This window comes from Salinibacterium sp. NG22 (genome assembly GCF_015864925.1).
GTDB lineage: Bacteria > Actinomycetota > Actinomycetes > Actinomycetales > Microbacteriaceae > Rhodoglobus.
On record NZ_JADYWG010000001.1, the window covers coordinates 1,844,362 to 1,867,556 of the forward strand.

Here is a 23,195-nt window from a genome sequence, read left to right on the forward strand (position 1 = left end):
CGCACTGTCCTGAGCGTCGTTTAGCCTAAGAGGATGATCCCCTCGATTCCTCTCAACGACGGCCACAGCATCCCCCAGCTTGGTCTCGGCACGTGGCCGCTCAGCGATGCTGAAGTTGCTGTCGTGGTTCCGACCGCCATCGAGCTCGGGTACCGCCACATCGATACGGCCGTGAGATACGGCAACGAAGCGGGCGTGGGCGAGGGCATCCGTCGCAGTGGCATTGACCGCGACGAACTCTTTGTGACCACCAAACTTGATGGCGAATTTCAGGGCGACGACCTTGCGATTGAGGGTCTTCGTGGCAGCCTTGAGCGCCTTGACCTCGACTACGTTGACCTGCTGCTGATCCACTGGCCTCTGCCCGACCGCGGCGAATTTCTCTCGACCTGGCGCACCTTCGAGAAGCTGCAAGCCGACGGCTTTGCGCGGTCGATTGGTGTCTCCAACTTCAAGCCGACCCACCTTGAGGTGCTGGCGGATGCTGGCGCTACCGTTCCGGCCGTGAACCAGGTCGACCTCTCGCCGACTAACGCTCGCCTGACGGAGCGGGCCTATCACGACTCCCGCGGAATCGTCACGGAAGCGTGGAGCCCCATCAAGGGTGTTCTCGACCAGCCGGTGTTGCTGGAGATCGCGGCCAAGCACGAGCGCTCAGCGGCTCAGATTGCGCTGCGCTGGCACCTGCAGAACGGGCTTGTCGCGATCCCGAAGTCGGCCAACCCCGAGAGGCTGGCCGACAACATTGCGATCTTCGATTTCGAGCTCGACTCCCGCGACCTTGAAGCGATCGCGGCAATCGATGTGCCGGGGTCGGGCGCTGACTCCGACGAGATCGGGCACTAGCTCACACGAGCCGGGTGGTTGCTAGTGCGTGGCTGCGAGTTCTTCGCTGCGCACTGTGGTGAGAGCACCATCGACCATGTTCATGACGGCGTGCATCCGCGGCAAGTGAACGAGGTCGTGGGTGACGAGCAGCGTTGACGTGTTGCGTTCGTCAGTAAGGCGCAGGATGAGGTCGATGATGCTCGCACCGCGCTCCTGGTCGAGTGCGCTCGTGGGTTCGTCGACGAGTAGTACCTTCGGGTCGTTCATGAGAGCGCGTGCGATGTTGATGCGTTGACGCTGACCGCCCGACAACTGGTGCGGGCGCTTGTGCATCTGGTCGCCAAGCCCCACCGATTCAAGCAGCTCGGTAGCGTGCGTGCGCACAGCGGCACGACGGCCGCGGCTGTGCGGCGCACCCAATTCGTTCATGACCGCGAGCTGTTCGAGCGCGGTCAGCGACGGCAAGAGATTGGCCTGCTGAAAGACAATGCCGATGGCGTCGCGACGCAACACCGTCGCCTCGGTGGCCGACAGTTGGGCGGCATCCACGTCATCGATCATGACCTGACCGGAGTCGGGACGGATGAGGGTGGCAGCAACGGCGAGCAGGCTCGACTTGCCAGAGCCGCTTGGCCCGGTGATGCCGGTGACGGTGCCGGGGCGTGCGCTGAGGGTGACGTGGTCGACCGCGGTGACGCGGCCGTCGCCGTCGGGGAAGGTGAGCGTGACGTTGTTGAGCTGAATCATCGGGTGCTCCCAAGGGCGGTGAGGGGGTCGGCCGTGGTGACGGAGCGAAGCGCGAATGCAGCACCGGCAAGGCCGAGCACAATCATGATGACGCCCGGCAACAGGGTGGTGAGGGGGCTCAGGATGAAGGGCAAAGCGTCGCCCATGAGGGCCCCGAGGATGGCGGTCACTCCGATGCCGATGCCGACGCCGATCAGCAGCACGATGAGGGCTTGGCCGAGCGCGTCGCGAACGAGTGACGGAGTGGATGCTCCGAGCGCCTTCAGCACGGCGATGTCTGCCTTGCGCTGCATCGTCCACACGGTGAAGAACGCACCGATGACGAGGGCAGAGATTCCGAACAGCATCGCGACCATGAGTAGCAGCGAACCGATCTCCGAGCGGAACGAGCTGACCGCGGTGAGCGACAACAGCACCGAGTTGCTGAGGGTGTCGGCCTCGGTGTTTATGGCATCCCAGTCAGCGTCGCCGTTGACCGCAATGGCGGTCGCATACGCGTCGGGGTTGCCGGTCGTAGCGGAGTAGCCCTGCCAGTCTTCGAGAGTCATCTGCACGACGGGGGTGTGGTTGTACCACCAGTTACCGCTGACCTTTTCGACCGTGTAGTCGGTGCCGGCGATGGTGATGGTGTCACCGGTGGTGACGTCGAGGCCGGTGGCGGCATCCTCTGAGAGACCGACCTTGCCGTCGCCGCTCGGGGCGGTCTCGTCGAAGTCGGCGACAACGCCGAAGATGGCGATGGCCGTGCTGGACTCGGGCGATTCTGCCTTCGTCTGAGAGACGCCGATCGGGTTGGCCGATTCGACACCGTCCGCCGCAGCCCAGATGTTTGCCTGCTTCTCGGTGACGTTGGAGTCAGAGAAGCTTGCCTCATCGGCACCCTTGCTGCTCGGGGTCGCGAAGACGAGTTGGTCGGCGGGCAGTGACAACACCCCCGAAATGTTCTGGGCAGCGAGCCCACCGGTGAGGCCGCTCAGGAACCCCACGAGCAAAGTGATGAGGGCGACGACGGTGCCAATGAGCACGAATCGTCCGCGGGCGAAGCGCAGATCGCGCCAGGCAACAAACATGGGGAGTCCTTTCGGCGTCGACGAATGCGACAGTAACCAGAGTGCTCTGTTTGTGTCGGCGATACATCGGCCGGGAGAGTACCTTTCGTGACGCGTAGTGCGGAGGGCACAATCATCCTTTCGATGGATAGAAGCAGTCGTGCACGGCAGTAGGGTCGAATGATGAACCACACTGCGTTGACCCCCGTTTTTGTGGGGTTGCGCACCAGTTTGCACATCCTCTTTGTTGCTTTGACTGTGCTTGTTGTTGTGCGGGCATTCGTCGACGGCAACCCGAACGCAGTAGCGGTGGTTTCGCTCGCGGCGCTGCTGCTCATCACCTATGGTTTCGGCGGCTATCTGGCGAGACACGCGATGAGTTCGGGGGCGAGCGCGCAGTCGGTGACGGCCTACCTGTGGGCGCTGGTGTTGTCGGCAGAGTGGCTCGTGCTGATGTGGTTGAGTCTGGATGCCGCCTACCTGGTGTTCCCCCTGTTCTTTCTCTATCTGCACTTGTTGCCTCGCGGCTGGCGCACCCTCGCGGTGTTGGGTTCCACGTTGCTCGCCATCGCGGCGCTCGGCCTGCACAGCGAATGGACTGTTGGCGGAGTCGTCGGGCCGCTCGTCGGAGCGGGCGTTGCGATCGTGATCGGTCTTGGCTACAAATCACTCGCGGCCGAGGCTGCGGAACGCGAACTGTTGGTGAAGCAACTCCTCGAGACGCGGGATCAGTTGGCGCAGACCGAGCGTGAATCCGGGGTGCTGGCGGAGCGAGCAAGACTTGCGCGCGAGATTCATGACACCGTCGCGCAGGGGTTGTCGAGCATCCAGATGCTGCTGCACGCTGCTGAACGTGCTGACCCGAATGCTGCGGGACTTGAGCACGTGCGGCTTGCCCGCGAGACGGCCGCCGCCAACTTGGCCGACACCCGCAACTTCATTCGCGAGCTTGCCCCGGCAGCCCTCGTGGAGCAGGGGATGGGCGCGGCTTTGCGTCGGCTGGCTGAAACCCAGTGGCAGACCCCCGAGCGTGAGATCCGGGTGCGGGTGGCGGATGCTCTTGACCTGCCGATGCCCGTGCAGACCGCGCTGTTGCGGATTGCTCAGGGGGCGATGGCGAATGTCGTGCAGCACTCGGAGGCGACACAGGCCACGATCTCGATCGAACGCGATGATTCGGATGTTCGGCTCACGATCGCCGACAACGGCCGCGGCTTCGATCCCGAACGCGCGGAGGCAGCATCGGCTCGAGGGTTCACTGATTCTTTCGGACTGACGGCAACCCGGGAACGGGTCGAACAGCTGGGTGGCACGTTGACGGTGGAGTCGAGCCCCGGCGCTGGCACCACGGTGACGGTCGAGCTGCTGCTAAGCCCAACGGCGGGGGAGACGGCATGATCCGCGTGGCGATTGCTGACGATCATCCAGTCGTCCGCGCCGGCTTGCGTGCCTTGCTCGAACACGAAACCGACCTCACGGTTGTGGGGGAAGCGGCAACTCCCGATGAGGCTTTTGCGCTCGTGCAGTCGGCGAACCCGAGCGTGATTTTGATGGATCTACAGTTCGGCGAACTGGAGTCAGGCGCGGATGTCACGCGCCGCATCCGCGCGCTCGATGCTGCCCCGTACGTGTTGGTTCTCACCAACTACGACACCGATGGCGACATTCTGGGGGCCGTAGAGGCCGGCGCTAGTGGCTACCTGCTCAAGGACGCCCCGCCGCATGAGTTGATTGCGGCCGTTCGTGCTGCGGCTGCGGGCGAGAGCGCTTTGGCTCCCGTGATCGCTGGCCGATTGCTCGACCGGATGCGGGCTCCGCAAGTGAGCCTGAGCAAGCGCGAGATCGAGGTGCTGGAGCGCGTCGCCGCCGGAATGTCGAATGCGGTGATTGCCGGAGAAATCTTTGTCTCGCAAACGACAGTGAAGTCGCACCTGGTGCACATTTTTTCGAAGCTGAATGTGTCGTCGCGCACCGCTGCGGTGTCGAAGGCGCGCGAACTTGGGGTGCTGCGGTAGTTCGAGCTGTTGCGCCAGTTCGGCCTGCTGCGCCAGCTCGACGTGCTGCGGTAGGTCTGGCCGACTAGCCCTTGAGGGCGATAGCGACGAAGCGTTGCGCTTCGTCGGCGCTGATGCCGAGCTCGGCTGCGCGGTTAGCGTAGGCCCTGGCCTCAAGTTGGAGAAGCGCTGCGGCATCGCCAGGCTGGGCTTTTACGACGGTGCCGTTGCGGCCGCGCGAGTGCAGAAAGCCGTCGGCTTCGAGTTCGCGGTAGGCCCGCGCCACAGTGTTGGGCGCGATGCCCAGGTCGGTGGCAAGCTGCCGCACCGTGGCTAGCTTGGTGCCGGCCAGAAGCTCGCCGCTCGTGATCTGGGCGATCGCCTGAGCTTTGATCTGCTCAAACGGAGGAATGGATGCTGCGGTGTCGATCTCAAAAGTGACAGGACTTTCGGTCGGTGTGCGACGCCACGATTCAGCCATGGTTGATTCTCTCACACAGGGTTTGGCGGTAACCGGGGCTATTCACAACTAGTAACGCGTGGCCTCGGGGAGGAGCTTTTCGAGGGCCTCCACCTCGGCGAGGGCACACATCTCGGTTGCTGGCTTCGCTGCCGTTGCGCTGCCTGCCGCAACGGCGGAACGAAACGCAGCCTCCGGATCGCGCCCCTGCGACAGTCGCCACACGAAGGCTCCAAGAAACGCATCGCCCGCACCAACGGCACTCTGCACTTGCACCTGAGGCACGGGCAAACGGATGACGCCAGCAGCCGAGGCGAGCACAGCGCCTGCTTCGCCCAGAGTGAGAGCAACGAGTTGGGCGGAGCCGCGAGCGACTAGCTCGGCGGCGGCATCCACTTCACTCTGTTCGGTGGTGAGTTCTCGGCCGACAAGTTCGCTCAGTTCGCGCAAGCTCGGCTTCACGAGGTAGACGCCTTCGGTAAGGGCATCCTTGAGCGCTTCGCCAGAGGTATCGATGATCGAGCGTGCACCCTTCTGGTGCGCTAACCGAGCCACTTGGGCGTAGAAATCGGTGGGCACGCCGGGTGGCAGGCTGCCACTGGCCACAACATAGCCACCGGGAATGATCGCTGTTTCTAGCGTTGCAAGGCCACGTTCCCACTCGGCTTGCGAAAACTCTGGCCCCTGCAACACGAACCGAAACTGTTGCTCCGAATCATTTTCGTCAACGGTGAAGCTCTCTCGAGTCGTGCCCGCTATGGGTACTGCAAGGCTGGGAACACCTTCCGCTTCGAGCAATTGTTGATAGGTGGCTCCCGTGAGTCCTCCCGCAGCGTAGATCGCAAGCGCGTCTCCGCCGAGTTTGTGGATGGTGCGTGCCACATTCACGCCGCCTCCGCCAGGGTCGATCCGGCTGGGGCCGCAGCGCATCTTGTGATCCTTGATCACCCGCGGAGTCGACGTGCTGATGTCGAGCGCAGGGTTGATCGTCAGGGTCACGATGGGCCGTCCTGTCGTGGACAGCGGGGGAGTAGCGGATGCCATGATCCCCACTTTATGGCGTTGTTACCGCCCCATCGAACGGTTTAGCTCTCGGTGGAAGGGATGTCCATGCCGAGTTCATTCAGCGGTGAGTTATCCACCGGCTCCGGTTTGTGCGCAATAGGGCAATTGAGAATTGTGTTCGGTGTGGAATGGTCGATGAAGTGTTCAGATATCGGCCTTCCACACACGGGACAGACTGCATCAGCCACCTTTTCGACGACGGCCTCGTAGGGACCCAGATCGGGTGTGCCCAAAATTGGGAACAGTTTTTCGTTCAGCCAATCGATGAATCCGACGTAGCCTCCAGGGGCAGACGTCTCGTCTTCGCCTTTCGTGTGCTCGTGTTCGCTCATAACTTCAGCGTAGCCACGGGTCTCGACGAGCGTAAGGGGTGGGGCGGGCAAACTGCAGTGGGCAAGGCAAACGCCCGCCTCCTTCAGCCGAGGTAGCGGTGTGGCTGAAGGAGACGGGCGAACTTCTGCTCCGTCGAAACGTCTAGGCGTCGCGACGCTTGATGAGCGCGGATGCGGCGATAAGCAGTACAACAACCCAGGCGAGCAGCACGAGGAAGCCCTGGGTCGGATCGAGGGTGAGTACTTCGTCGGCGATCCCTCCGAGGGGCGGGCCGCCCGCGGCGGATCCATCGCCGGTGGCAAACATCAGTGCCCCAGCAGTGGACGGCAAAAATGCCGAAACGTTCTGGGCCCAGACTGCTTGGGTTATCGCGGCGAGGATCCCGAGAACCGTGGGAACGACAAGGATCAATCCGAGCACGGTCGCAATGCCACCGGCGCTATTGCGCAAAATTGCGCCGAAACCGAACGCTAACAAGGCAACAAGTGTGAGGTAGCCGGCTCCGCCCACGAGCGCGCGCATGACCTCGCCTTCCAACAGCTGCCCTTCAATGCCTTGACCGGCGAGTATCGGCGCGGTCAGAAGCGCGGTCGCCACAATCGACACGAGGCTGACCACAAAGGTCGCTACTGCCAGAACTAGTGCCTTGGCGAAAAGGGCGGGCAAGCGAGTGGGGACTGCAGCGAAGGTAGAACGGATCATGCCCGTCGTGTATTCGCCGCTAATGATGAGCACGCCAAGCACGGCAGCCACCAGTTGCGTGAAGGTCACACCGAGTGTTGCCGAGATCACGGTGAACGATTTCTGCGTTTCGGCATCAACGGTAACGTCGCCGGCCGCGCCCCCAGATGTGTCGAGGGTGACCGCAAACATAAGGCCGAAAGCGACCGTGAGGAGCACGATGATCGCGAACGACCACACGGTCGAGCGCAGGGTGCGCAGCTTGATCCACTCAGAGCGAACGACGCGGGGGAAGGTCAAGCGTGTTGCGCGGTGACTCGTCGACGAAGCTGGAGATTCAAGGGTGGAGTTGGTCATCGGGAAACCTCCGAGTGGTATTCGACGTCGTCTTGCGTGAGTTCTAGGTAGGCATCTTCTAGCGAGGCGGACAGTGGGGTTAGTTCGTGAAGCACGATGCCCGCTTGTGCTGCGACCTCACCAATCTGGGCGGATGCCAGACCGGCGATGGTCAGAAGGTCACCCTCCACACTGGTGACGGTTACGTCGCCGCTAGCGAGGCGGTTGGCGAGATCAGCGGCCTGCGGTGTGCGAACCCGCACTGCGGTTCCGGTTGCTAGTGCCAAAATCTCGCCGACGGGGGCATCCGCAATGATGCGGCCGCGCCCGAGCACGATGAGGTGGTCTGCGGTGAGAGACATCTCGCTCATGAGGTGAGAGGAGAGGAAGATTGTGCGGCCCTCTGAGGCGAGTTGTCTCGTGAGCTTGCGCACCCACATGACGCCTTCGGGGTCGAGGCCGTTTACTGGCTCATCGAGGATCAGGGTTTGGGGATCACCGAGGAGCGCTGCGGCGATCCCGAGGCGTTGGCCCATGCCGAGCGAGAAGCCGCCGACACGCTTCTTGGCGACAGATTCGAGGCCGGTCATCGCAATGACTTCGTGCACGCGTGCTTTGCCGATGCCGTGGGTGGCGGCCATGGCGAGGAGGTGGTTGTAGGCGGTGCGCCCGGTGTGGATTGCTTTCGCGTCGAGCAGCGCACCCACTTCGTGCATGGGGTTGTGGTGTTGGGCGTACTTTTTGCCGTTCACGGTAACCGAGCCAGAATCGGGGCGATCGAGGCCGATGATGGTGCGCATAGTGGTGGACTTGCCGGCGCCGTTCGGGCCGAGGAAGCCGGTAACGAGACCGGGACGGATGGTCGCGGTGATGTTGTCGACGGCGGTTTTGGCGCCATACCTCTTGGTTAGTCCTTGAATTTCAATCATGTCTTAAGTGTACGAGCGCGCTCGCGTGGCGGGGTCCGCCGTAAGGATGACTTTGCGGACCTCGCGAGGGAGATTCCGATGCACCTGCCGTTGCTATATTCCAGTTACAAGAGTATCTTGTGGGAATGGCAACTGAAATGCGAGAGCCGACGTTCTGGGTGTTGACCGTTCTGATGGGTGGGCGCCGACACGGCTACGCGCTGATCGAAGAGGCGCGCATCCTGTCTGAGGGCAGAGTCAACCTGAAGGTCGCGACTCTGTATGCCTCGCTCGATCGGCTGGGGAGCCAGGGCTGGGTGATTCTGGACGGAGACGAAGTTGTCGATGGGCGGTTGCGCCGGTACTTCCGGATCACCGATGAAGGTGCGGCGCGGCTCGAAAGTGAAGTGAATCGACTTGAAGCCAATGCGCGTCAAGCCCGCGCCCGCTTAGACAAGCACCGCGCCACGAGGCCAGCCACCGCGCGCCTCCAGAGCGCGACGTAAAGCACCGACGCCCGTCCCATCCCCAAGGAAATCTTATGAATGACGAAAGAACCTCCCGCTACCGCAAACTCATCCGCTGGTATCCCGCAGTGTGGCGCGCCAGAAATGGCGAAGCCGTTGTCGCCACGCTGCTCGATGCCGACGATGCTGCGGGCCGAACGTCACCGAGCACCGCAGATCGAAGCGCGCTAGTGGTTGGTGGTCTCTATGAGCGAGTGATCGCGCCGGAACGACTCAACCGCTTCAACCTCACAGCCTTTATCGCGGCCACAGTATTCGCGCTCTGGTACGCGGCTGTAATCACATGGTCGCCTGGCCTTGACTTTGTAGGCACGTTTGGCCCGTTCTCTAACCCGATGGTGATTGTCAGCGTCATGTTGGTCAGTGCGTTCGTGCTCGCCCTGTGTGGGCGAGTCAAGAGCGCGCGCCTGGTGGCATTGTTCAGCGTTGCTTCAGTGATAGTTATTGGGGTGTTGTCAGCCACATTTTCGTGGCTTGGTCCGAGTCTTCTTGCCATCGCTATTTTCGCGGGATTCGGCTTGATTGCGGCGTCACCTTTACGTTCGAAGGCTGACCTCGTTCGAGCGGGCGGTGCACTCTTCCTGGTCGCTATCGGCTTCTTCGCGTTGGCAATACTGCGCCTGCCTCCCTTGGAATACGTTCTCTACGACTGGTCGAGCTATCTAAAAATTCAAGTCGCGGGTGCCGCTTTTGTCGGAGCGCTCATTCTCATGTGGCCGAGAATTCGCACTGGGCGCGCATGGCCGCGACCGGAGTGAGTCGCGCAACGGAACGCGTGCCGCGCGGGCGCTCTCACTGCCGAGAGCACGAATTTCGTTGCCGAGTAAAGCTTCATTCTGCGGGCTTCGAGATTTAGGCTGACGTCATGCCTTTGGATGCTCGCACGCTTCTGTCTGGACCGCGCGGCCGTCGTCTTTGCGTTGCTGTGGCTCAGCACGACCCTCATCAGTCAATCCCGGCAGCGGCATCGCTCGGATACCTTCTTGTCTATGCCGCCCATCATCGAGAGAAAGCGCGAGGGCAAGGGGGAGCTATCTTCGGCTGGGGCCTTCCCAATCCGCTTCCCGAGCCCAGTGTCGAGGACATTGCCGAGGCCCTCGACAGGATCCCTCTGACGTCGATCGGTATCCCTGATGCTCTTGAAGCCTGCGCCGCTTCTGTGGATAGCGCACGCTATTGGCAAGAACCCGATGGCAGAGACGAACTTTTAGCGGATGCCCGACTCGAGCGTTCGCTGATGCGCGTCGCGGAGCACATCGTGACGTCGCCGACGACCGAGTGGTGGAGTGACCCCGTGGCGCCGCAGCAGTGGGCGGTCAATTTTCGAGATCGCCCGGCAGATCCCACCGCTGATGATTCGGGTGGCTGGTGGTCGCGGCCACCGTTCGGGCTTACCACGACAACGCGGGCGCTGCCCGGTCTAGGCCCGGTCGGGCTCTGGCTGGTCGAAGATCGCTCTGACGAAGAACCAGCGGATATTCACGCGGTGTCCTACGAAGGCACTCCGCGTGTGTTCGAAATTGTTGCTGCAGAGTCGTGGGCCGAACTTTGCCGGCGGTATCCGCTCGAGATCACCGCTACCTGGCGCCACGACTGGTACCGCACCACAGGCCGTAGCGGAAAATGGATGATGCCTGACTGGTCGCGAGTCGCCGACGATTTCGATGCGGTGCACCTTACTCTCGCGGCCTATCTCTCTGCTGCCGGAGTCGCTATCCCGCTCGACGACGGCTTCGCGAGTGTCATTGCCGGGTGGAATCCCGACGAAACTTACTGGTTCACCGATGTTGTGACGCATCCGGGTTCTGACGCCTCGTGGATGCGAGACGAGCAGACAGGGCAGTGGCGGCAGCTCGGTTAACCGCGCTCTGCGCGAGCAAAGGGAGCGTGACCCGCACTGGTGCGGACCACACTCCCTTTTGTGATCCTGCGAGAGCGGCACCGGCGAGAGCATCCGCAAACCCGGAGCCTGTAGCGAGATAGACGGTGCTCGCTGATGAGAACTCGTTGGCATTGATTGCAACCGCGGTCGCGTAGCGTTCGGAACCACTGTTGCGCTTGACGGTCGAGAAGTTCGTCTTCAGGTTGGTCAGGATGGCGCTAGAGACAGCGCCACTCCCGCCGGCGATCTTCACCGAGGTCACTCCCAGAGACTTCAACAGCGTTACTGTTGCCGCGTCAACCTTGCTCGCGTTGCCAGGAATCAGCACGACTGGGCCGCCAAAGTTGGCGGAAGCAGGGGTTGCTGTGAGCGCATCGGGGAAGTCGCTTCCGTTTCTCGGCGATGCCGAGAGGCAGACGGCTTTTAGTGGTCGACAAACTGGTCTACCTGTTCATGCTCACTCGTTGAGCGAGGGGTAGACAAAACGGTCGGATAGGGAGTAAATGCGGCGGCTGCGCTCCGGGAGAAGTTGGCAGAGTTTCCCAACGCTCGACACCTGAACTATGGGGCTCAGCTAGTTCACCGGACCTTCGCGCTGTCTCCGATACGAGCCTTCACCTGTGCCTTCCCGCTGAGAGGGGACAGGAACTCGCCAAGTTGGGCTGGGGTCAACCCCACCAGTACGAAGACTTCGGCACTGAGTTCTTGATCTACGGACCGCGAACCACTAGCGAGGTGGATGCCGTCATATCGATCATCGAGGAGAGCCTCGTTTTCGCTCGCCAATCGCCCCGCTAGGGTGGGCGCATGTCAGCCACCGCATCCAGCCTCACCGCCGCCCTCGCCAGCATCTCTGAGCACTGGCAGCCGCACCGTGTTGCACGCGTCAATGACCACGATGTGAAAATCGTGAAGCTACAGGGCGAGTTCGTGTGGCATTCCCACCCTGAAACAGATGAGCTGTTTTTGGTGGTGGAGGGGCAGCTCACCATCCAACTGCGGGACCGCGACATTGTGCTCAGCCCCAACGAACTGTTTGTGATCCCTCGCGGCGTTGAGCATTGCCCGAAGGCTGAGTGCGAGGTATCCGCCGTCATCATCGAACTCGGCGGCACTGTGAACACCGGCGATGCTGGCGGAGACCGTACTTCGGCGCTCCGCGAGCTGGGTTAGCTGATCCGCACGCTCGCGGAAAGCTCGGCTTCGATGGCCGCTTTAGCCGCTGCGTAGCGGCTGCGCGCCGTCGAGGCGTTGAGTTCGAGCACGGCAGCGGCATCCGCGATCGTGAGGCCATCCCAGTGGATGAGCTTCAACAGTTCTGATTGGGCGGCAGGCAAAGCTTCGAGTGCCGCACGTACCTCGCCTTGAGCGTCATCCACGCTTTCGGCGACGGCGATCGTGTCAGCGCGCATCAGCTCAGTGCGCAAGGTCTCGACAAGGTTGCCGCGCCGGCGCGCTGCGCGACGGTGGTTGAGGAGGGTGTTGCGGGCGACTCCGTACAGCCACCGCTTTGCTTCCTCGTCGGGGGCGGGCATTGTGCGGCGGCGGCGCCACGCGACCAGAGCTGTCTCAGAAAAGAGGTCTGCGGCATCCTCGACGTTGTCTACGCGGTAGGTGAAGTAGGCGAGGAGTGCAGACTGGTGCCGCCGGATCGCATCCCGAGCCCGGGTATCTACAGCGTGCACTCGTCAATTCCTTTCCCCGAGATGCCCAGCAACGGGGTGCCGCGCGACTCGAACTCAGCGATCACAGCCGCCATAACCTGAGTCTTGATAGACCTCGCGAGGATCTCTGCGGTCTGCTTGGCGGTAACAGTCTCGTGGTCCATGAAGGCGGGATCGGGGCGCACGCTTGACCAGTCTTCTGTCTGAAGAAAGAGTTTTGCGTCGTCATAGATCTCTTGGTCGAAGCCGGGTTGATCCTCGACGGGCTGGAGGGTGTACCCGCCGCTGCACGCGAACTCTTGCCCGTGAGTGGTGATGACGACGTTCCAGGAGAGGTCGTAGCCCTCGCCAGTTTCGAACAGGGAGGGCGGAAGGACGGGAAACAAGAGCCCCGCGGCGGCCGCAGCTGCGGTACTGGTCCCGATGAGAAGCGCTGAGATTCCCGCAATGAAGGCAGGTCGGCGATACCGCAGTGAGAGCGTGGACGACTCCACAACGTCGCTCAACGCCGCAGTGATGGCAGGCGTGGTCAGCTCGCGCCGAGGCGCGCTCGCGTCGAGCAATTCGGTTGTTCTGTCCATCACATTCTCCGATTCGTAGGGTTGCTCCTACTCAGTACATGTCCGGTGTGTGGCTGACTGTCCAACCCGCTCGCCGTCATTGTGCGCAGACGCCAGATTTGCTCGACATTTTCTCGACTTCATGATTACCCTAAGAGGGATCACCGCGGGCCACCAAAGGAGTCTCATGTCGCGCATCGAGGAGTCTGAAATGGCGGATGCCGTAAGCATGGTGCCGGCGCGACCGATTGTGGCGCGCATCCGTCGACTGATCCTGACCGCGGGAATCGCCGCAGCGGTTTATACGATCTTCACCACCGGCAGCAGGGGCTACTGCCCGACCCCAGAAGGCGCGGTGGACCCGAGCTGCATCTCGCTGACGTTGCAACCAAGTGGCTTGATCTTCCTGGCGATCTTCGCGATCGTTGTTGTGAACCTCAACTTTGTGCTCCGGCGGGCACACACGGTTGAGTCCGCGCTGCGCTACCTTGATCGTGCCGCCGCGATCATCGCGATTCTCGTCGTCGCTTCGGTACTCATCAGCCAAATCTGGTTCTGGATGATCCCGATCACCGACTGGGACGGCACGGGCACCTTCTTCTTCCCGTTCCCCTTTGGTGCTGTCGATCTCGTCACCACACCTCTCAACACGCAGTAGCGCGAATGACGCGTCGCGCGCGAGAACGAGTGCGATTCTTGGGGTGGCACTGAGCTGGTGATCGGGACTGGGAGTATTGACCCTATGACCACCAGCACCACCGCATCCGCGGCACAACTCAGGATCGCACTCACTGCAACTGTGATCGTGTTCGGCATCAATGGTCTGGTGTTTGCCAGCTGGGCGGCGCGCATCCCCGCCGTCACTGACACTCTCGGTCTCACGCCTGGGCAGATGGGCAGCCTGCTGCTCTGCCTTGCCGTCGGATCACTTGTCGCGCTGCCGACCGCCGGCTGGGTCACGGGCAAACTTGGCATCGCGCATTCGGTACGGCTCGCGGGGCTCATTTCTGCACTCGCCGGGATTGGCATCGCTGGTTCCCTCTCGGCGGCAACGACGATAGGCACCGCAATTTCGTTGTTTGTGTTTGGCATCGGTATTGGGCTCTGGGATGTCGCCATCAACATTGAGGGCGCCGACGTCGAGCACAAACTGGGGCGCACTGTCATGCCCCAACTTCACGCCGCGTTTAGCGGAGGTGCGTTTGTCGGCGCCATCATCGGCGCGGGGCTGGCGAACATCGGTGTGGGGCTTCCGGCTCACCTCCTTGTGATCGCTGGCGTTGTGCTTGCGGCAACGCAGTGGCTTCCGAAGTACTTTCTGCCGCGCATCCCGGAGCCGCAGCGGCCCGAGGGCGAGCCTGCACCGCCGAAGGTGCGAAGCGCGTGGCGCGACCACCGCACGCTGCTGATCGGTGTCGTCGTGCTCGGCGCAACACTCACAGAAGGCGCCGGCAACGACTGGATCGCGAAAGCCGCCGTCGATGGACTCGGCGTTACCAATGCCAATGGTGCGTTCATGTTCGCCACCTTCGTCCTCGCGATGACCGCAATGCGATTCTTCGGCGGAAAAGTAATCGATGCGTTTGGTCGAGTTCCTGTGCTGCGCGGGAGCATGGCCGCCGCCGCGATCGGGCTCACCGTGTTCGTCTTCGCGCCCACCCTGTGGCTCGCCCTGATCGGCGTCGCCCTGTGGGGGATCGGTGCAGCCCTTGCTTTCCCCATGGGGATGTCGGCAGCAGCCGACGACCCGAAGCGTGCTGCGGCCCGAGTCTCCGTGGTTGCCACCATCGGCTACGTCGCATTTCTGTCGGGGCCGCCACTGCTGGGGTTCCTCGGCGATGTGGTCGGAATCCGGTTCGCGCTGCTCGCCATCGGAGTGCCGATTGTGGTGGCGCTCGTGCTCGCGGGGGCGGCGAAGCCGCTGCGCAAAGGTGACAATCAGAGCGGAGAATGAAGAGCACTATGACGCGTTCCCTTCTTGCTCGAGCATTTCGGCTTCGTCGGCGCGCGATTGCTCGGGCGTTTCGGAGTCGCCGGCTGATGCGCGCTCCGATCGGGCTGTATCGCGCCGGACTGGGCTTCGTCTTTGGCAGACGCCTGATGATGCTTGAGCACACCGGCCGAAACTCCGGCGAATCCCGCTACGTCGTATTGGAGGTGGTGACGAGTCCGAACCCGAACGAATTGGTGATTGCGTCAGCCCTCGGTAGACGTGCCCAGTGGGTTCAGAATCTCGGGGCCGAATCGAACTGCCACGTCAGCATCGGGTTGCGCCGCCGCGTTCCCGCCATCGCCGAAGTGCTCGAACCTGCTGACGCCAGGGCTTACCTTGCGGCCTACGAGGTGCAGCATCCGAGGATCTGGAAAGAACTCTCAGCACTCATGACGTCACTCCACGACGGAAATCCTGACTTCGAAATCCCGCTCGTTCGCATTACGCTCCGCTCCTAAGCGACCGCCACTCGGGTAGGGAAGAGGCGCGATAAGTGTGGGTTGAATCCGCCCATACCAACACTTAACGCTTTAAGTGTTGGTATGCCGCTTCGCGGATGCAGCACGGTATGCCGCTGTGACCGGGCGCGAGCTCGTCGACAACCTCGCGAATGAACTAGCGGCATCGAGGCGTGCCCTCGCCGGCATCCGCTCGGACTCTGCCGCGTGGAAGATTCTCCCGATACTCACCGAGCGCACGGGCTTTTCCCGCAACCGGGTGTGGGAACAGCGAGAGATTCTTGGCGTGCTCGACGCCTATGCGGCGCAGATCCGTCGGGCAAGCTGAGCCGCAGATCACGCTGAATGGGCAGCCGAACTGGCCCGCAGGCTACCCAGGAAGTTGCCTCGTTAAACCTTCTCGTCGACGATGCCCACGAAGCGACTCCCAATGCCGTCGACCTCCGAGCGGAACACGCCCTCAGCGGGAGCGGGAAGCTCATCCGCGTCATGCCAATCGCACGTCAAATACGTGAACGCTGGCCACCACTTCTTGGGGCGGGCCGCCTCTGTGAAGCCGCAGACCGTGCAGGTGAGCTGCATCCACACGGGGCGCTTGCCGGTGCGGTTGGCGCGCGACTGAACCAGCCACGCTGGCGGGTTGGCTTCTAGTTCTTCGAACTCGGCATCCGACATCCGATTCGGGAGGTCATGCCGTCTCGCCATTTCCAAAGGAATGTCGAGGCGGAGTGCAACTTCCCGGCGTGTGATCATGCTCCTACGGTACGCGACGCAGCCGTGCTCGGCGGCGCACGCGAACTAGCTGATGTAGATCTTGCGCAGGGTTTCGGTGATCGTCCAGGTGGTCTGCATGCCCTCGGTGAGCCGCACAACATCGCCGGGGCCCACAACGACGGTGCGATCATCCGCAGCGTAATGGATGCTGGCGCGCCCGCTAATCACCACAAAGACCTCATCGACCTCGGTGTCTGTTGCGGTGCCCACCGTCATTTCCCAGATGCCGATCTCGCTGTCGCCGAGGGTGTCGAGCACGGCGTAACCCGCGGTGGGAGTGCCCTCCACCACCTCGTCTGCCTCAAGGGCTTCGTGGGCGACGGGGACGGCGCTCGCCGCGAGGGGCGTGCCGGGGCTGAGGAGTGCTGCGGGTTCGGTCATGGGCTCAGCCTATGAGACTGGGCTGCAGATCGCGCAGGGTGCGGCGGTGGGTCATGCGTGTCACTCCGATGGCAGAAAGGATGAGCGCGCCACCGAGCCAGGCGCCGAGCACGAGAGCGTCGGTGCCGACTCGGGCGATGTCGCCGCCGTACATGAATTGGCGCATGGCATCCACGACGTAGCCCATCGGCAGCACGTGGTGCAGTGCGGCAAGAGGGGCGGGCAGGGTTTGCCACGGGAAGGTGCCGCCGGCGGTCACGAGTTGCAGCACCATGAGCACGAGCCCCAAGAATTGGCCGACCGAGCCGAACCAAATGTTGAGGGCCAGAATGATAGCCGCATAGGTGAAGCTCGCGGCGATCATCACCCCGAGGGTGCCGACGGGATGCGTGAAGTTGAAGCCGAGCGCGATGGCGAGAATGCCGAACAGCGCCACCATCTGCAGCGCGCCAAGCACGGCGGGCGTGAGCCAGCCCGCCAGCGTCACACGAATGGGTGATCGCAGGGCGGTGACGGCACGCTTGGAGACGGGCTTCACGATGAGGAAGAGGGCGTAGATGCCGATCCAGCCAGCCAGCGCCGTGAAGAATGGGGCAAGCCCGGCGCCATAGTTGCCGGCGGTCGTGACGGCGCTGGTCTCTACCGCGACCGGGTCAGCAATCGTTTCGGCCTGAAGGGCGCGCAGTGCTTCGCTCGAATCGGGCAGAGCTTCGACGCCGTTTTCGAGCCCATCGCGCAGTTCGGCGGTTCCGTCGGCGAGAGTGCCGAGGCCGTCTCTGAGGGTGCTCACTCCATCGCTGAGCGTTGATGCTCCGGATGTTGCGGAGCCGGTCGCTGTGGCGATCTGCTGTGCCCCCGAGGCGAGCTCAGCTGCGCTACTCGCGAGCGTGTTCGCGCCGGCGGCGAGCTCATCGACCTGAGACACCGCGGACTGCACGGTGCCGTTGCCCTCCGCGATGCGATCGCTGAGCGGGTCGAGTGCCGTGAGCACGTCGTCGATCTCGGTCGCGTCGAGCCCCTGCTCGGTGAGCGCGGTGATGAGGTCGGCGCGAGCGGTGGGGAGGGCATCTGCGATGTCTTGGGCGGCCGTGCCCGCGCGATCGGCATAACCCGCAAGCTGGGTGTTGCCGGCGGCGACCTGCGCTGCTCCGGCGGAGAGTTGGTCGGCTCCGCTCGCGAGAGTGTCGGTGGCGGTGCTGAGCTCGGTCAGTCCCGAAGTCAGAGTGCTCGCGCCATCCGACAGTTCACCTGCACCAGAGACAGCATCGTGCGAACCGTCGAGAAGCTGGGAGGCACCATTGGCGGCATCCGACAGTTCAGAGCGGATGTCAGAGATCGCCGTCAGCAGAGTGCCGGCCGCTTCTTCTCCCACGAGTTCCGCTACCGACCGCCGGATCTGTTCGACGGCCTGTTTGCCGATGGTGGACGCCAAGTAGTTGTTGGCATCGTTAGTTTCGAGGTCGATCTCTGCCTGATGGGGATCGGTGTCTGCGATGGAGGTGAGGGCATCTGAGAAATCGTGCGGAATGGTCACCGTGAAGTCGACATCGCCGTCGGCCAGCGCCGTCTCGGCGTCGGCGGCCGAGAGCACGTGCCATTCGAAGTCATTGCCCTCGAGTAGATCGTCGGCCACCTGCTGGCCGTAGTTCACCGCCTCGTCGTCGCTGTCTGCGGGCACACCATCGTCGTTGACAACCAACCCGACCGGCACTTCAGCAAAGCTGCCGTAGGGGTCCTGATTGGCCCACAGGTACACGCCGCCATAGAGCACAGGCACGAGCATGAGCGCGAGCAAAGCGAGCATCGCCATGCGTGACGAAGTGAGTCGCCGCAGTTCAGCGGCGATCATTGCGGGAACCTTCATACGTTGTCTACTCCTACGCCGCCGCCACTTTGGGCCCAGGCAGCGCTACGTTCGTCGAAAGCGCCCAGGCTGTTGCGCAGGGATGCTTCGGCAGATTCGGCACGCTCGATCACATCGGCGTGGGTAATGGCCCATTCGGAGGCGCGACCGGCGACCGCTAGAACCGCGAGACCACGATCAGCAAATTCGCCCAAGAGGGTCCACCAGTCGAGGGGTTGACCGCCGTGGCGGTCAGGTGCGGTCACGACGAGGGCTTCGACGTGGGGGCGCAGCACGGCTAGCTCGCACAGCACCCGCAGTCTCGTGATCGGCTCAATGTCGGCTATCGCAGTCGAGGCGAGGGAACGAAAGCCGGCCTCATCGAGCCAGCGCCGGGCCGAGAGGGGGTCGGCGCGACGGCCAGCGAACATGAGCTCTTCGGCGACGACACCGACGAGCGGCACTCCAGCATCTGGGTCAGAAACTCCGGGCGCATCAACGAGAGCGACGCTGCGGCGGAGCGCACGGGCATCCGCTCGACCATCGATCGTGACGGTGCCCGAGTCTGGCCGCATGCGACCAGAGGCGATAAGGCCAAGCACGGTCGGGCGCTGTTCGGTTTCGGCAACCGCCAGCGTCACTGTGCCACTTTCATAAGTGGTGGATGTCGCGGGCAAGTCTTCGGCGTCGTGACCCTTCGTCACTCCGCTCAACTCGACGCGCATCAGCGTTTGGCCCCAGCGGCGGGAGTATCGCCGGCAGCGGGAGCAGCGCCGCCAGCAGCCGGAGCGACGTCGGCAGGGGCAGCGTTGGAGCCGGCCGGAGCGCCGAGAATATCGGGATGCGCCTCGAGCAGCGCTACCGTCTCGCGCCACGAGAGCCCAGCCATGCTGAGCGTGGTGCGCACCGCGAGGGAACGAGCTTCGGGCAGAGACGCATCGACGCGAGTGATCGCGGCGCGCGCAGCCTCTTCGACGAGGCGGGCGAGGGTGGTGACATCCACATCGGTGCGGAGCGTGCCGTCATTCTGGCCGCGCTGAAGGATGGCGGCAACAGCATGCCGTAGCGGCGCGAGCGCTTTTCCGGTGGCTTCGAGGTGAGCATCATCGAGGGCGATGGAGGCGGCAACCTGCACGTGGGCGGCCTGTTGCCACAGCAGTGAGGTGAGGCGGGCAAGCGCGACTTGAGCATTGGCGTCGGTGACGTCGAGGGCGATGCGGTTGAAACGTTCGGCGCCAGCATCGATGATCTCGGCGAGAAGTGCGTTGCGGTCGGCGAAGTGGCCGTAGAGAGCGCGGCGAGAGAGCCCGGCGCTGCGGGCTATCGTGTTGATCGACGCCTGGGGATCGTGGGCAATAGCGGCGGTGGCGGCACTGAGAATGCCGGCGCGGTTATCGACTGCGTCCTGTCGCGGGCGACGGGGAGCGGAAGTGGTCATTCCGCCACTGTAATAACTTGCACATGAGTGTGCAAGTTATTGCAGGTGACTGACAGGTGCGGTCGCGCGGCGCGGGTTGTTGCGCGACCGGAGCCGCGAAAGCACCGGCCGCGCGAACGCCTGGCTAGGAGTCGAAACCGAGCCCCAGCGCATCCAATGTTTTGAGAATCACGTTGCGGCGACCCTGATTGTGGTCGGCACGATTGAGTGACCAGCGCGTGGCCTGAATGCCCACGGACGCAATCGGCTCGGGCGGGAACGGGAGCGGCATCTTCTTCACCATCTCCAGCTCGGTGCGCTCCGTCGTGAGGCCGTCGAGCTTGTCGAGCATCACCTGAGCGGCGAAGCGAGTCGCCCCGACACCGAGCCCCGTGAAGCCAGCCGAGTACGCCACGCGACCGTTGCGAGCGAGCCCGAAGAACGCGCTGAACTGAGTCGATGCATCGATGGCGCCAGCCCAGCGGTGGCTGAACTTGAGACCCTCCAGCTGCGGGAACGTCGTGAAGAAATGACTCGCGAGGCGCTCGAAGCTCTCCGGACGATTCTCATACTCATCGCGAACCTTGCGGCCGTAATGATAAACCGCGTCATAGCCGCCGAACAGAATGCGGTTGTCAGCGCTGAGGCGGTAGTAGTGGAACTGGTTCGCCATGTCGGCAAGACCCTGACGGTTCGACCAGCCAATCGAGGCGAGTTGCTCGGGGCTCAAGGGTTCCGTCATGAGTACATAGTCATACACGGGAACCGTGTGCAGGCGCGCACGCTTCAGCAACGACGGAAAAGCGTTAGTCGCAAGCGCAACCCTGGCCGCGTGAACGCGACCCTTCTTGGTGTGCACGACTGCGGCATCGGTTGGGCCACCGGATGTCTCGACCTCGCGCACCGGAGAGTGCTCAAAGATCTCGACCCCGAGTTCGCTTGCGACTCGAGCCAGTTCACGAACGAGCTTCGCGGGGTGCACGAGCGCGTTGATGCGCTTGTTCCAGACGCCGGCGAGGTAGGTGGGCGAGTTGACCTGGGCCCGAATGGCAGCCTCGTCGAGAAAGACAGTGTCGTCGTTGGTCTCTGCCTCTTTCAGCCACTCGATCTCGTGCTCTTCGATCGCAAGGTCGAGCGAGCCCGTGCGCTCGAAGTCGACATCGAGGTTGAGGGCCTTGACGCTCGCCTCAATCTCGTCGAGGTTCTGCAGGCCAAGGCGGTCAAGCTGGTCGTACTCTTTCGGCCAGCGGGTCTTGCCATTTTCTTCACCGTGGGTGAGGCTCGCTTCGCAAAAGCCACCGTTGCGGCCCGAGGCGGCCCAGCCGAGTTCGCGGGCTTCGAGCAGCACAACGCGAGCATCGGGGTTGCGTTGCTTGGCGAGCACCGCCGTCCAGAGGCCGAGATATCCTCCTCCCACAATGGCGAGGTCGGCGGTTACATCGCCGGCCAGCGCGGGGAAGGTGCGGGCATCCTTCACATCGTCAATCCAGAACGGCTTGTGCATCGAGCCCTCAAGGGAGTGGCTGATCACGGATGCCGCTGGCACATTTCTTTCGAACACTATCTTGCCCATGGGGCACTTTCCTCTCTCGCCTGGCGGCGAGCTTTATGGTTGGGCGGGCGCGCGGTACACGCGCTCGCCTTCGACGAACGTCTGCTCGGTGCGGGTGCGGCCGATGTCGGCCGTGGCACCCGCGAAGGGGTTGCGATCGAGAACGACCAGGTCGGCAAGCTTGCCGACCGCGATCGTGCCCGTCGCATCGAGATGGTTGGTGAACGCTGAACCGGCGGTGTAGGCGGTCATCGCGGTGAGCAGGTCAATGCTTTGCTCGGGCAAGAACGCGTCGTAGTCGCCCTCTTCGTGGCCGGGAGCTGCCCTGCGATTGACGGCAACGTGGATGGCCGCCATCGGGTCAGGGCTCGACACCGACCAGTCGCTGCCGGACGCCAAGTGCGTTCCGGCGCGGTGCAGATCGGCCCACGGGTACTGCCACGAGCTGCGCGGGTCGCCCAGGAACGGCAGGGTCAGGTCGACCATCTGCGGCTCGAGTGCGGCCCAGTACGACTGAAGGTTGGCGGTCACGCCTATCTCAGCGAAGCGGTGAATGTCATCCGGATGCACGACCTGAAGGTGCGCAATGTGGTGACGGTTGTCGTTGGGGCCGTTGATCGCTCGCGCTGCCTCAACCGCGTCGAGGCACTCGCGCACGGCGCGGTCGCCGATGGCGTGGAAGTGCACTTGGAAGCCAAGGGCGTCGAGTTCAGTGACGTTCGAGATGAGCTGGGCGGCATCCACAAAGGAGATTCCCGAGTTGTCGGTGTGGTGACCGCAACCATCGAGGTAGGGCTCAAGCATCGCGGCGGTGAAGTTCTCGGCAACACCGTCTTGCATGATCTTCACACTCGTCGCGGCGAAGCGCCCGGTGGCGTTCTTTTCCCGGCGCATCACAAGCTCGGGAATCTGTTCGGGCCCACGCGTGCGATCCCACCAGAGAGCGCCGACAACGCGCGCGGTCAGGTCACCCGACTCGGCCGCCGCCATGTAGGCGGGAGTGGCATCGCCGGCATCCCCATAGCCGCCCAAGATGGCGTCTTGCCACGCGGTGATGCCCAGGGAGTGCAAATACTCTTGGCCGATCAGAAGCGCGCGACTGTAATCCTCGGGCGACGTTTCGGGCAGCAGCGCGTTCACGAGCGACATCGCGCCCTCGTGCAGCGTGCCGGTGGGGTTGCCGTCGGCGTCGCGCTCGATGCGGCCATCGGCGGGGTCGGGCGTCGCGGCGGTGATTCCGGCAAGCTCCAGCGCGCGCGAGTTCACCCAGGCGCCGTGGCCGTCGCGGTTCGGGATGAACGCGGGCCGGTCGGCAACAGCCAGATCCAGATCGGATGCCGTTGGCGTGCCCCCGGGGAAGGCCGACATGTTCCAGCCACCACCCAGAATCCACTCGAGCTCAGGGTTCGCCGCTGCATAGTTCTTCAGCCGCGCTACATACTCATCGCGCGTCGAGTCCCCGGAGAGATCACAGCGGATGAGGTCGAGCCCGCCCCACACGGCGTGCACGTGGGCATCCTGAAATCCGGGGATCAGCAGTTTGCCGTCAAGGTCAACAACCTCGGTAGCGGGACCGATGAAGGGCTGGATGTCGGCGTCGACGCTGCTGACAGCGATGATGCGGCCGTCGCGCACGGCCACGCTTCCGCGGCACGGTTCATCGCCGGTAGCCGTGAAGACGGGGCCACCGGTAAAAACGAGGTCAGCAAACGTCATGGTCGTGCACCTTCTGGTTCGTTCGAA

General features: G+C 63.2%; 28 protein-coding genes and 1 pseudogene. 11 read left to right on the forward strand and 18 right to left on the reverse strand.

Features of this window, described 5'->3' with window-relative positions:
* Positions 1-33 precede the first annotated feature (33 nt).
* Complete coding sequence (locus I6E81_RS08965) at positions 34-846, forward strand: aldo/keto reductase (protein ID WP_197106969.1); 813 nt, start codon at positions 34-36, stop codon at positions 844-846.
* A 21-nt stretch (positions 847-867) separates the two neighbouring features.
* Here I6E81_RS08965 and I6E81_RS08970 read toward each other — a convergent pair whose 3' ends face one another.
* A complete protein-coding gene (locus tag I6E81_RS08970; protein WP_197106970.1) occupies positions 868-1,575 on the reverse strand; it encodes an ABC transporter ATP-binding protein in 708 nt (235 codons plus the stop codon).
* Positions 1,572-2,645, reverse strand: a complete 1,074-nt coding sequence (locus I6E81_RS08975; protein WP_197106971.1) for an ABC transporter permease — start codon at positions 2,643-2,645, stop codon at positions 1,572-1,574. The genes I6E81_RS08970 and I6E81_RS08975 overlap by 4 nt, the downstream gene beginning before the upstream one ends.
* Before the next feature lie 162 nt (positions 2,646-2,807).
* On the opposite strand from I6E81_RS08975, the gene I6E81_RS08980 reads away from it, so the two are divergent.
* On the forward strand, positions 2,808-4,022 hold the full coding sequence (locus I6E81_RS08980) for a sensor histidine kinase (RefSeq protein ID WP_197107228.1): 1,215 nt from the start codon (positions 2,808-2,810) through the stop codon (positions 4,020-4,022).
* The gene (locus I6E81_RS08985; protein ID WP_197106972.1) at positions 4,019-4,639 is read left to right on the forward strand and encodes a response regulator transcription factor; all 621 of its coding nucleotides are present in this window, start codon (positions 4,019-4,021) and stop codon (positions 4,637-4,639) included. The genes I6E81_RS08980 and I6E81_RS08985 overlap by 4 nt, the downstream gene beginning before the upstream one ends.
* A 64-nt stretch (positions 4,640-4,703) precedes the next feature.
* On the opposite strand, the gene I6E81_RS08990 is transcribed toward I6E81_RS08985, so the two are convergent.
* The 5 genes from I6E81_RS08990 to I6E81_RS09010 form a co-directional block, all read right to left on the reverse strand.
* Positions 4,704-5,099 carry a GntR family transcriptional regulator gene (locus I6E81_RS08990; protein WP_197106973.1) on the reverse strand — a complete coding sequence of 132 codons (396 nt, stop codon included), beginning with the start codon at positions 5,097-5,099 and terminating at the stop codon, positions 4,704-4,706.
* A 48-nt stretch (positions 5,100-5,147) separates the two neighbouring features.
* Complete coding sequence (locus I6E81_RS08995) at positions 5,148-6,122, reverse strand: 1-phosphofructokinase family hexose kinase (RefSeq protein ID WP_197106974.1); 975 nt, start codon at positions 6,120-6,122, stop codon at positions 5,148-5,150.
* 41 nt (positions 6,123-6,163) lie between these two features.
* Entirely contained in the window at positions 6,164-6,475 is a 312-nt protein-coding gene (locus tag I6E81_RS09000; protein ID WP_231603898.1) for a hypothetical protein, read from the reverse strand.
* A 142-nt stretch (positions 6,476-6,617) separates the two neighbouring features.
* On the reverse strand, positions 6,618-7,514 hold the full coding sequence (locus I6E81_RS09005; protein ID WP_197106975.1) for an ABC transporter permease subunit: 897 nt from the start codon (positions 7,512-7,514) through the stop codon (positions 6,618-6,620).
* Complete coding sequence (locus tag I6E81_RS09010) at positions 7,511-8,422, reverse strand: ABC transporter ATP-binding protein (protein WP_197106976.1); 912 nt, start codon at positions 8,420-8,422, stop codon at positions 7,511-7,513. The genes I6E81_RS09005 and I6E81_RS09010 overlap by 4 nt, the downstream gene beginning before the upstream one ends.
* Positions 8,423-8,547: 125 nt before the next feature.
* On the opposite strand from I6E81_RS09010, the gene I6E81_RS09015 reads away from it, so the two are divergent.
* The 3 genes from I6E81_RS09015 to I6E81_RS09025 all read left to right on the forward strand — a co-directional run bounded on the left by I6E81_RS09015 (position 8,548) and on the right by I6E81_RS09025 (position 10,789).
* Positions 8,548-8,907 (forward strand): PadR family transcriptional regulator, encoded by a 360-nt coding sequence (locus I6E81_RS09015; protein WP_197106977.1) that lies wholly within the window; start codon positions 8,548-8,550, stop codon positions 8,905-8,907.
* 35 nt (positions 8,908-8,942) lie between these two features.
* Complete coding sequence (locus I6E81_RS09020; RefSeq protein WP_197106978.1) at positions 8,943-9,686, forward strand: hypothetical protein; 744 nt, start codon at positions 8,943-8,945, stop codon at positions 9,684-9,686.
* A gap of 107 nt (positions 9,687-9,793) precedes the next feature.
* On the forward strand, positions 9,794-10,789 hold the full coding sequence (locus tag I6E81_RS09025; RefSeq protein WP_197106979.1) for a hypothetical protein: 996 nt from the start codon (positions 9,794-9,796) through the stop codon (positions 10,787-10,789).
* Here I6E81_RS09025 and I6E81_RS09030 read toward each other — a convergent pair.
* Both I6E81_RS09030 and I6E81_RS14680 read right to left on the reverse strand, forming a co-directional pair.
* Complete coding sequence (locus I6E81_RS09030; protein ID WP_368855407.1) at positions 10,707-11,057, reverse strand: cell wall-binding repeat-containing protein; 351 nt, start codon at positions 11,055-11,057, stop codon at positions 10,707-10,709. The genes I6E81_RS09025 and I6E81_RS09030 overlap by 83 nt on opposite strands.
* Positions 11,034-11,192 (reverse strand): annotated as a pseudogene (locus I6E81_RS14680) (cell wall-binding repeat-containing protein); the annotation flags it as partial. The pseudogene I6E81_RS14680 and the gene I6E81_RS09030, both read right to left, overlap by 24 nt.
* A gap of 425 nt (positions 11,193-11,617) precedes the next feature.
* Between I6E81_RS14680 and I6E81_RS09035 the strand changes: the two are divergent.
* Positions 11,618-11,983 (forward strand): cupin domain-containing protein, encoded by a 366-nt coding sequence (locus tag I6E81_RS09035; protein WP_197106981.1) that lies wholly within the window; start codon positions 11,618-11,620, stop codon positions 11,981-11,983.
* Here I6E81_RS09035 and I6E81_RS09040 read toward each other — a convergent pair.
* Together I6E81_RS09040 and I6E81_RS09045 are read right to left on the reverse strand one after the other, a co-directional pair.
* A complete protein-coding gene (locus I6E81_RS09040; protein WP_197106982.1) occupies positions 11,980-12,495 on the reverse strand; it encodes an RNA polymerase sigma factor in 516 nt (171 codons plus the stop codon). The genes I6E81_RS09035 and I6E81_RS09040 overlap by 4 nt on opposite strands.
* Complete coding sequence (locus I6E81_RS09045) at positions 12,483-13,055, reverse strand: hypothetical protein (RefSeq protein ID WP_197106983.1); 573 nt, start codon at positions 13,053-13,055, stop codon at positions 12,483-12,485. The genes I6E81_RS09040 and I6E81_RS09045 overlap by 13 nt, the downstream gene beginning before the upstream one ends.
* A gap of 166 nt (positions 13,056-13,221) precedes the next feature.
* Between I6E81_RS09045 and I6E81_RS09050 the strand changes: the two genes are divergently transcribed.
* The 4 genes from I6E81_RS09050 (at position 13,222) to I6E81_RS09065 (ending at position 15,813) form a co-directional block, all read left to right on the forward strand.
* On the forward strand, positions 13,222-13,692 hold the full coding sequence (locus I6E81_RS09050) for a hypothetical protein (protein ID WP_197106984.1): 471 nt from the start codon (positions 13,222-13,224) through the stop codon (positions 13,690-13,692).
* An 84-nt stretch (positions 13,693-13,776) separates the two neighbouring features.
* Entirely contained in the window at positions 13,777-14,988 is a 1,212-nt protein-coding gene (locus tag I6E81_RS09055; RefSeq protein WP_197106985.1) for an MFS transporter, read from the forward strand.
* An 8-nt stretch (positions 14,989-14,996) separates the two neighbouring features.
* A complete protein-coding gene (locus I6E81_RS09060; protein WP_197106986.1) occupies positions 14,997-15,485 on the forward strand; it encodes a nitroreductase family deazaflavin-dependent oxidoreductase in 489 nt (162 codons plus the stop codon).
* A gap of 76 nt (positions 15,486-15,561) precedes the next feature.
* Positions 15,562-15,813 (forward strand): hypothetical protein, encoded by a 252-nt coding sequence (locus tag I6E81_RS09065; RefSeq protein ID WP_197106987.1) that lies wholly within the window; start codon positions 15,562-15,564, stop codon positions 15,811-15,813.
* Between the two features lie 62 nt (positions 15,814-15,875).
* On the opposite strand, the gene I6E81_RS09070 is transcribed toward I6E81_RS09065, so the two are convergent.
* From I6E81_RS09070 to I6E81_RS09100, 7 genes are all read right to left on the reverse strand, one after another.
* Positions 15,876-16,238, reverse strand: a complete 363-nt coding sequence (locus tag I6E81_RS09070) for a hypothetical protein (RefSeq protein WP_197106988.1) — start codon at positions 16,236-16,238, stop codon at positions 15,876-15,878.
* Between the two features lie 45 nt (positions 16,239-16,283).
* Positions 16,284-16,640 (reverse strand): cupin domain-containing protein, encoded by a 357-nt coding sequence (locus I6E81_RS09075; RefSeq protein ID WP_197106989.1) that lies wholly within the window; start codon positions 16,638-16,640, stop codon positions 16,284-16,286.
* 4 nt (positions 16,641-16,644) lie between these two features.
* Positions 16,645-18,504 (reverse strand): YhgE/Pip domain-containing protein, encoded by a 1,860-nt coding sequence (locus I6E81_RS09080; protein ID WP_197106990.1) that lies wholly within the window; start codon positions 18,502-18,504, stop codon positions 16,645-16,647.
* Positions 18,501-19,187: a hypothetical protein gene (locus I6E81_RS09085; protein ID WP_307783738.1), complete on the reverse strand. Its 687-nt coding sequence runs from the start codon at positions 19,185-19,187 to the stop codon at positions 18,501-18,503. The genes I6E81_RS09080 and I6E81_RS09085 overlap by 4 nt, the downstream gene beginning before the upstream one ends.
* 20 nt (positions 19,188-19,207) lie before the next feature.
* The gene (locus tag I6E81_RS09090; protein ID WP_197106992.1) at positions 19,208-19,921 is read right to left on the reverse strand and encodes a TetR/AcrR family transcriptional regulator; all 714 of its coding nucleotides are present in this window, start codon (positions 19,919-19,921) and stop codon (positions 19,208-19,210) included.
* A 124-nt stretch (positions 19,922-20,045) separates the two neighbouring features.
* Positions 20,046-21,473 (reverse strand): FAD-binding oxidoreductase, encoded by a 1,428-nt coding sequence (locus I6E81_RS09095; RefSeq protein ID WP_197106993.1) that lies wholly within the window; start codon positions 21,471-21,473, stop codon positions 20,046-20,048.
* Between the two features lie 33 nt (positions 21,474-21,506).
* Positions 21,507-23,168, reverse strand: a complete 1,662-nt coding sequence (locus tag I6E81_RS09100) for an amidohydrolase (protein ID WP_197106994.1) — start codon at positions 23,166-23,168, stop codon at positions 21,507-21,509.
* Positions 23,169-23,195: the final 27 nt, after the last annotated feature.

What these genes read in the sequence shown, in the direction of transcription:
- I6E81_RS08980 (WP_197107228.1), top strand. Translation starts at nt 2,808, where the DNA reads ATGAACCACACTGCGTTGACCCCCGTTTTTGTGGGGTTGCGCACCAGT.
- I6E81_RS08990 (WP_197106973.1), bottom strand. Translation starts at nt 5,099, where the DNA reads ATGGCTGAATCGTGGCGTCGCACACCGACCGAAAGTCCTGTCACTTTT.
- I6E81_RS09000 (WP_231603898.1), bottom strand. Translation starts at nt 6,475, where the DNA reads ATGAGCGAACACGAGCACACGAAAGGCGAAGACGAGACGTCTGCCCCT.
- I6E81_RS09090 (WP_197106992.1), bottom strand. Translation starts at nt 19,921, where the DNA reads ATGACCACTTCCGCTCCCCGTCGCCCGCGACAGGACGCAGTCGATAAC.
- I6E81_RS08965 (WP_197106969.1), top strand. Translation starts at nt 34, where the DNA reads ATGATCCCCTCGATTCCTCTCAACGACGGCCACAGCATCCCCCAGCTT.
- I6E81_RS08975 (WP_197106971.1), bottom strand. Translation starts at nt 2,645, where the DNA reads ATGTTTGTTGCCTGGCGCGATCTGCGCTTCGCCCGCGGACGATTCGTG.
- I6E81_RS09060 (WP_197106986.1), top strand. Translation starts at nt 14,997, where the DNA reads ATGACGCGTTCCCTTCTTGCTCGAGCATTTCGGCTTCGTCGGCGCGCG.
- I6E81_RS09045 (WP_197106983.1), bottom strand. Translation starts at nt 13,055, where the DNA reads ATGGACAGAACAACCGAATTGCTCGACGCGAGCGCGCCTCGGCGCGAG.
- I6E81_RS09095 (WP_197106993.1), bottom strand. Translation starts at nt 21,473, where the DNA reads ATGGGCAAGATAGTGTTCGAAAGAAATGTGCCAGCGGCATCCGTGATC.
- I6E81_RS09010 (WP_197106976.1), bottom strand. Translation starts at nt 8,422, where the DNA reads ATGATTGAAATTCAAGGACTAACCAAGAGGTATGGCGCCAAAACCGCC.
- I6E81_RS08985 (WP_197106972.1), top strand. Translation starts at nt 4,019, where the DNA reads ATGATCCGCGTGGCGATTGCTGACGATCATCCAGTCGTCCGCGCCGGC.
- I6E81_RS09020 (WP_197106978.1), top strand. Translation starts at nt 8,943, where the DNA reads ATGAATGACGAAAGAACCTCCCGCTACCGCAAACTCATCCGCTGGTAT.
- I6E81_RS09100 (WP_197106994.1), bottom strand. Translation starts at nt 23,168, where the DNA reads ATGACGTTTGCTGACCTCGTTTTTACCGGTGGCCCCGTCTTCACGGCT.
- I6E81_RS09015 (WP_197106977.1), top strand. Translation starts at nt 8,548, where the DNA reads ATGGCAACTGAAATGCGAGAGCCGACGTTCTGGGTGTTGACCGTTCTG.
- I6E81_RS09075 (WP_197106989.1), bottom strand. Translation starts at nt 16,640, where the DNA reads ATGACCGAACCCGCAGCACTCCTCAGCCCCGGCACGCCCCTCGCGGCG.
- I6E81_RS09050 (WP_197106984.1), top strand. Translation starts at nt 13,222, where the DNA reads ATGTCGCGCATCGAGGAGTCTGAAATGGCGGATGCCGTAAGCATGGTG.
- I6E81_RS09055 (WP_197106985.1), top strand. Translation starts at nt 13,777, where the DNA reads ATGACCACCAGCACCACCGCATCCGCGGCACAACTCAGGATCGCACTC.
- I6E81_RS09005 (WP_197106975.1), bottom strand. Translation starts at nt 7,514, where the DNA reads ATGACCAACTCCACCCTTGAATCTCCAGCTTCGTCGACGAGTCACCGC.
- I6E81_RS08970 (WP_197106970.1), bottom strand. Translation starts at nt 1,575, where the DNA reads ATGATTCAGCTCAACAACGTCACGCTCACCTTCCCCGACGGCGACGGC.
- I6E81_RS09035 (WP_197106981.1), top strand. Translation starts at nt 11,618, where the DNA reads ATGTCAGCCACCGCATCCAGCCTCACCGCCGCCCTCGCCAGCATCTCT.
- I6E81_RS09025 (WP_197106979.1), top strand. Translation starts at nt 9,794, where the DNA reads ATGCCTTTGGATGCTCGCACGCTTCTGTCTGGACCGCGCGGCCGTCGT.
- I6E81_RS09080 (WP_197106990.1), bottom strand. Translation starts at nt 18,504, where the DNA reads ATGAAGGTTCCCGCAATGATCGCCGCTGAACTGCGGCGACTCACTTCG.
- I6E81_RS09070 (WP_197106988.1), bottom strand. Translation starts at nt 16,238, where the DNA reads ATGATCACACGCCGGGAAGTTGCACTCCGCCTCGACATTCCTTTGGAA.
- I6E81_RS08995 (WP_197106974.1), bottom strand. Translation starts at nt 6,122, where the DNA reads ATGGCATCCGCTACTCCCCCGCTGTCCACGACAGGACGGCCCATCGTG.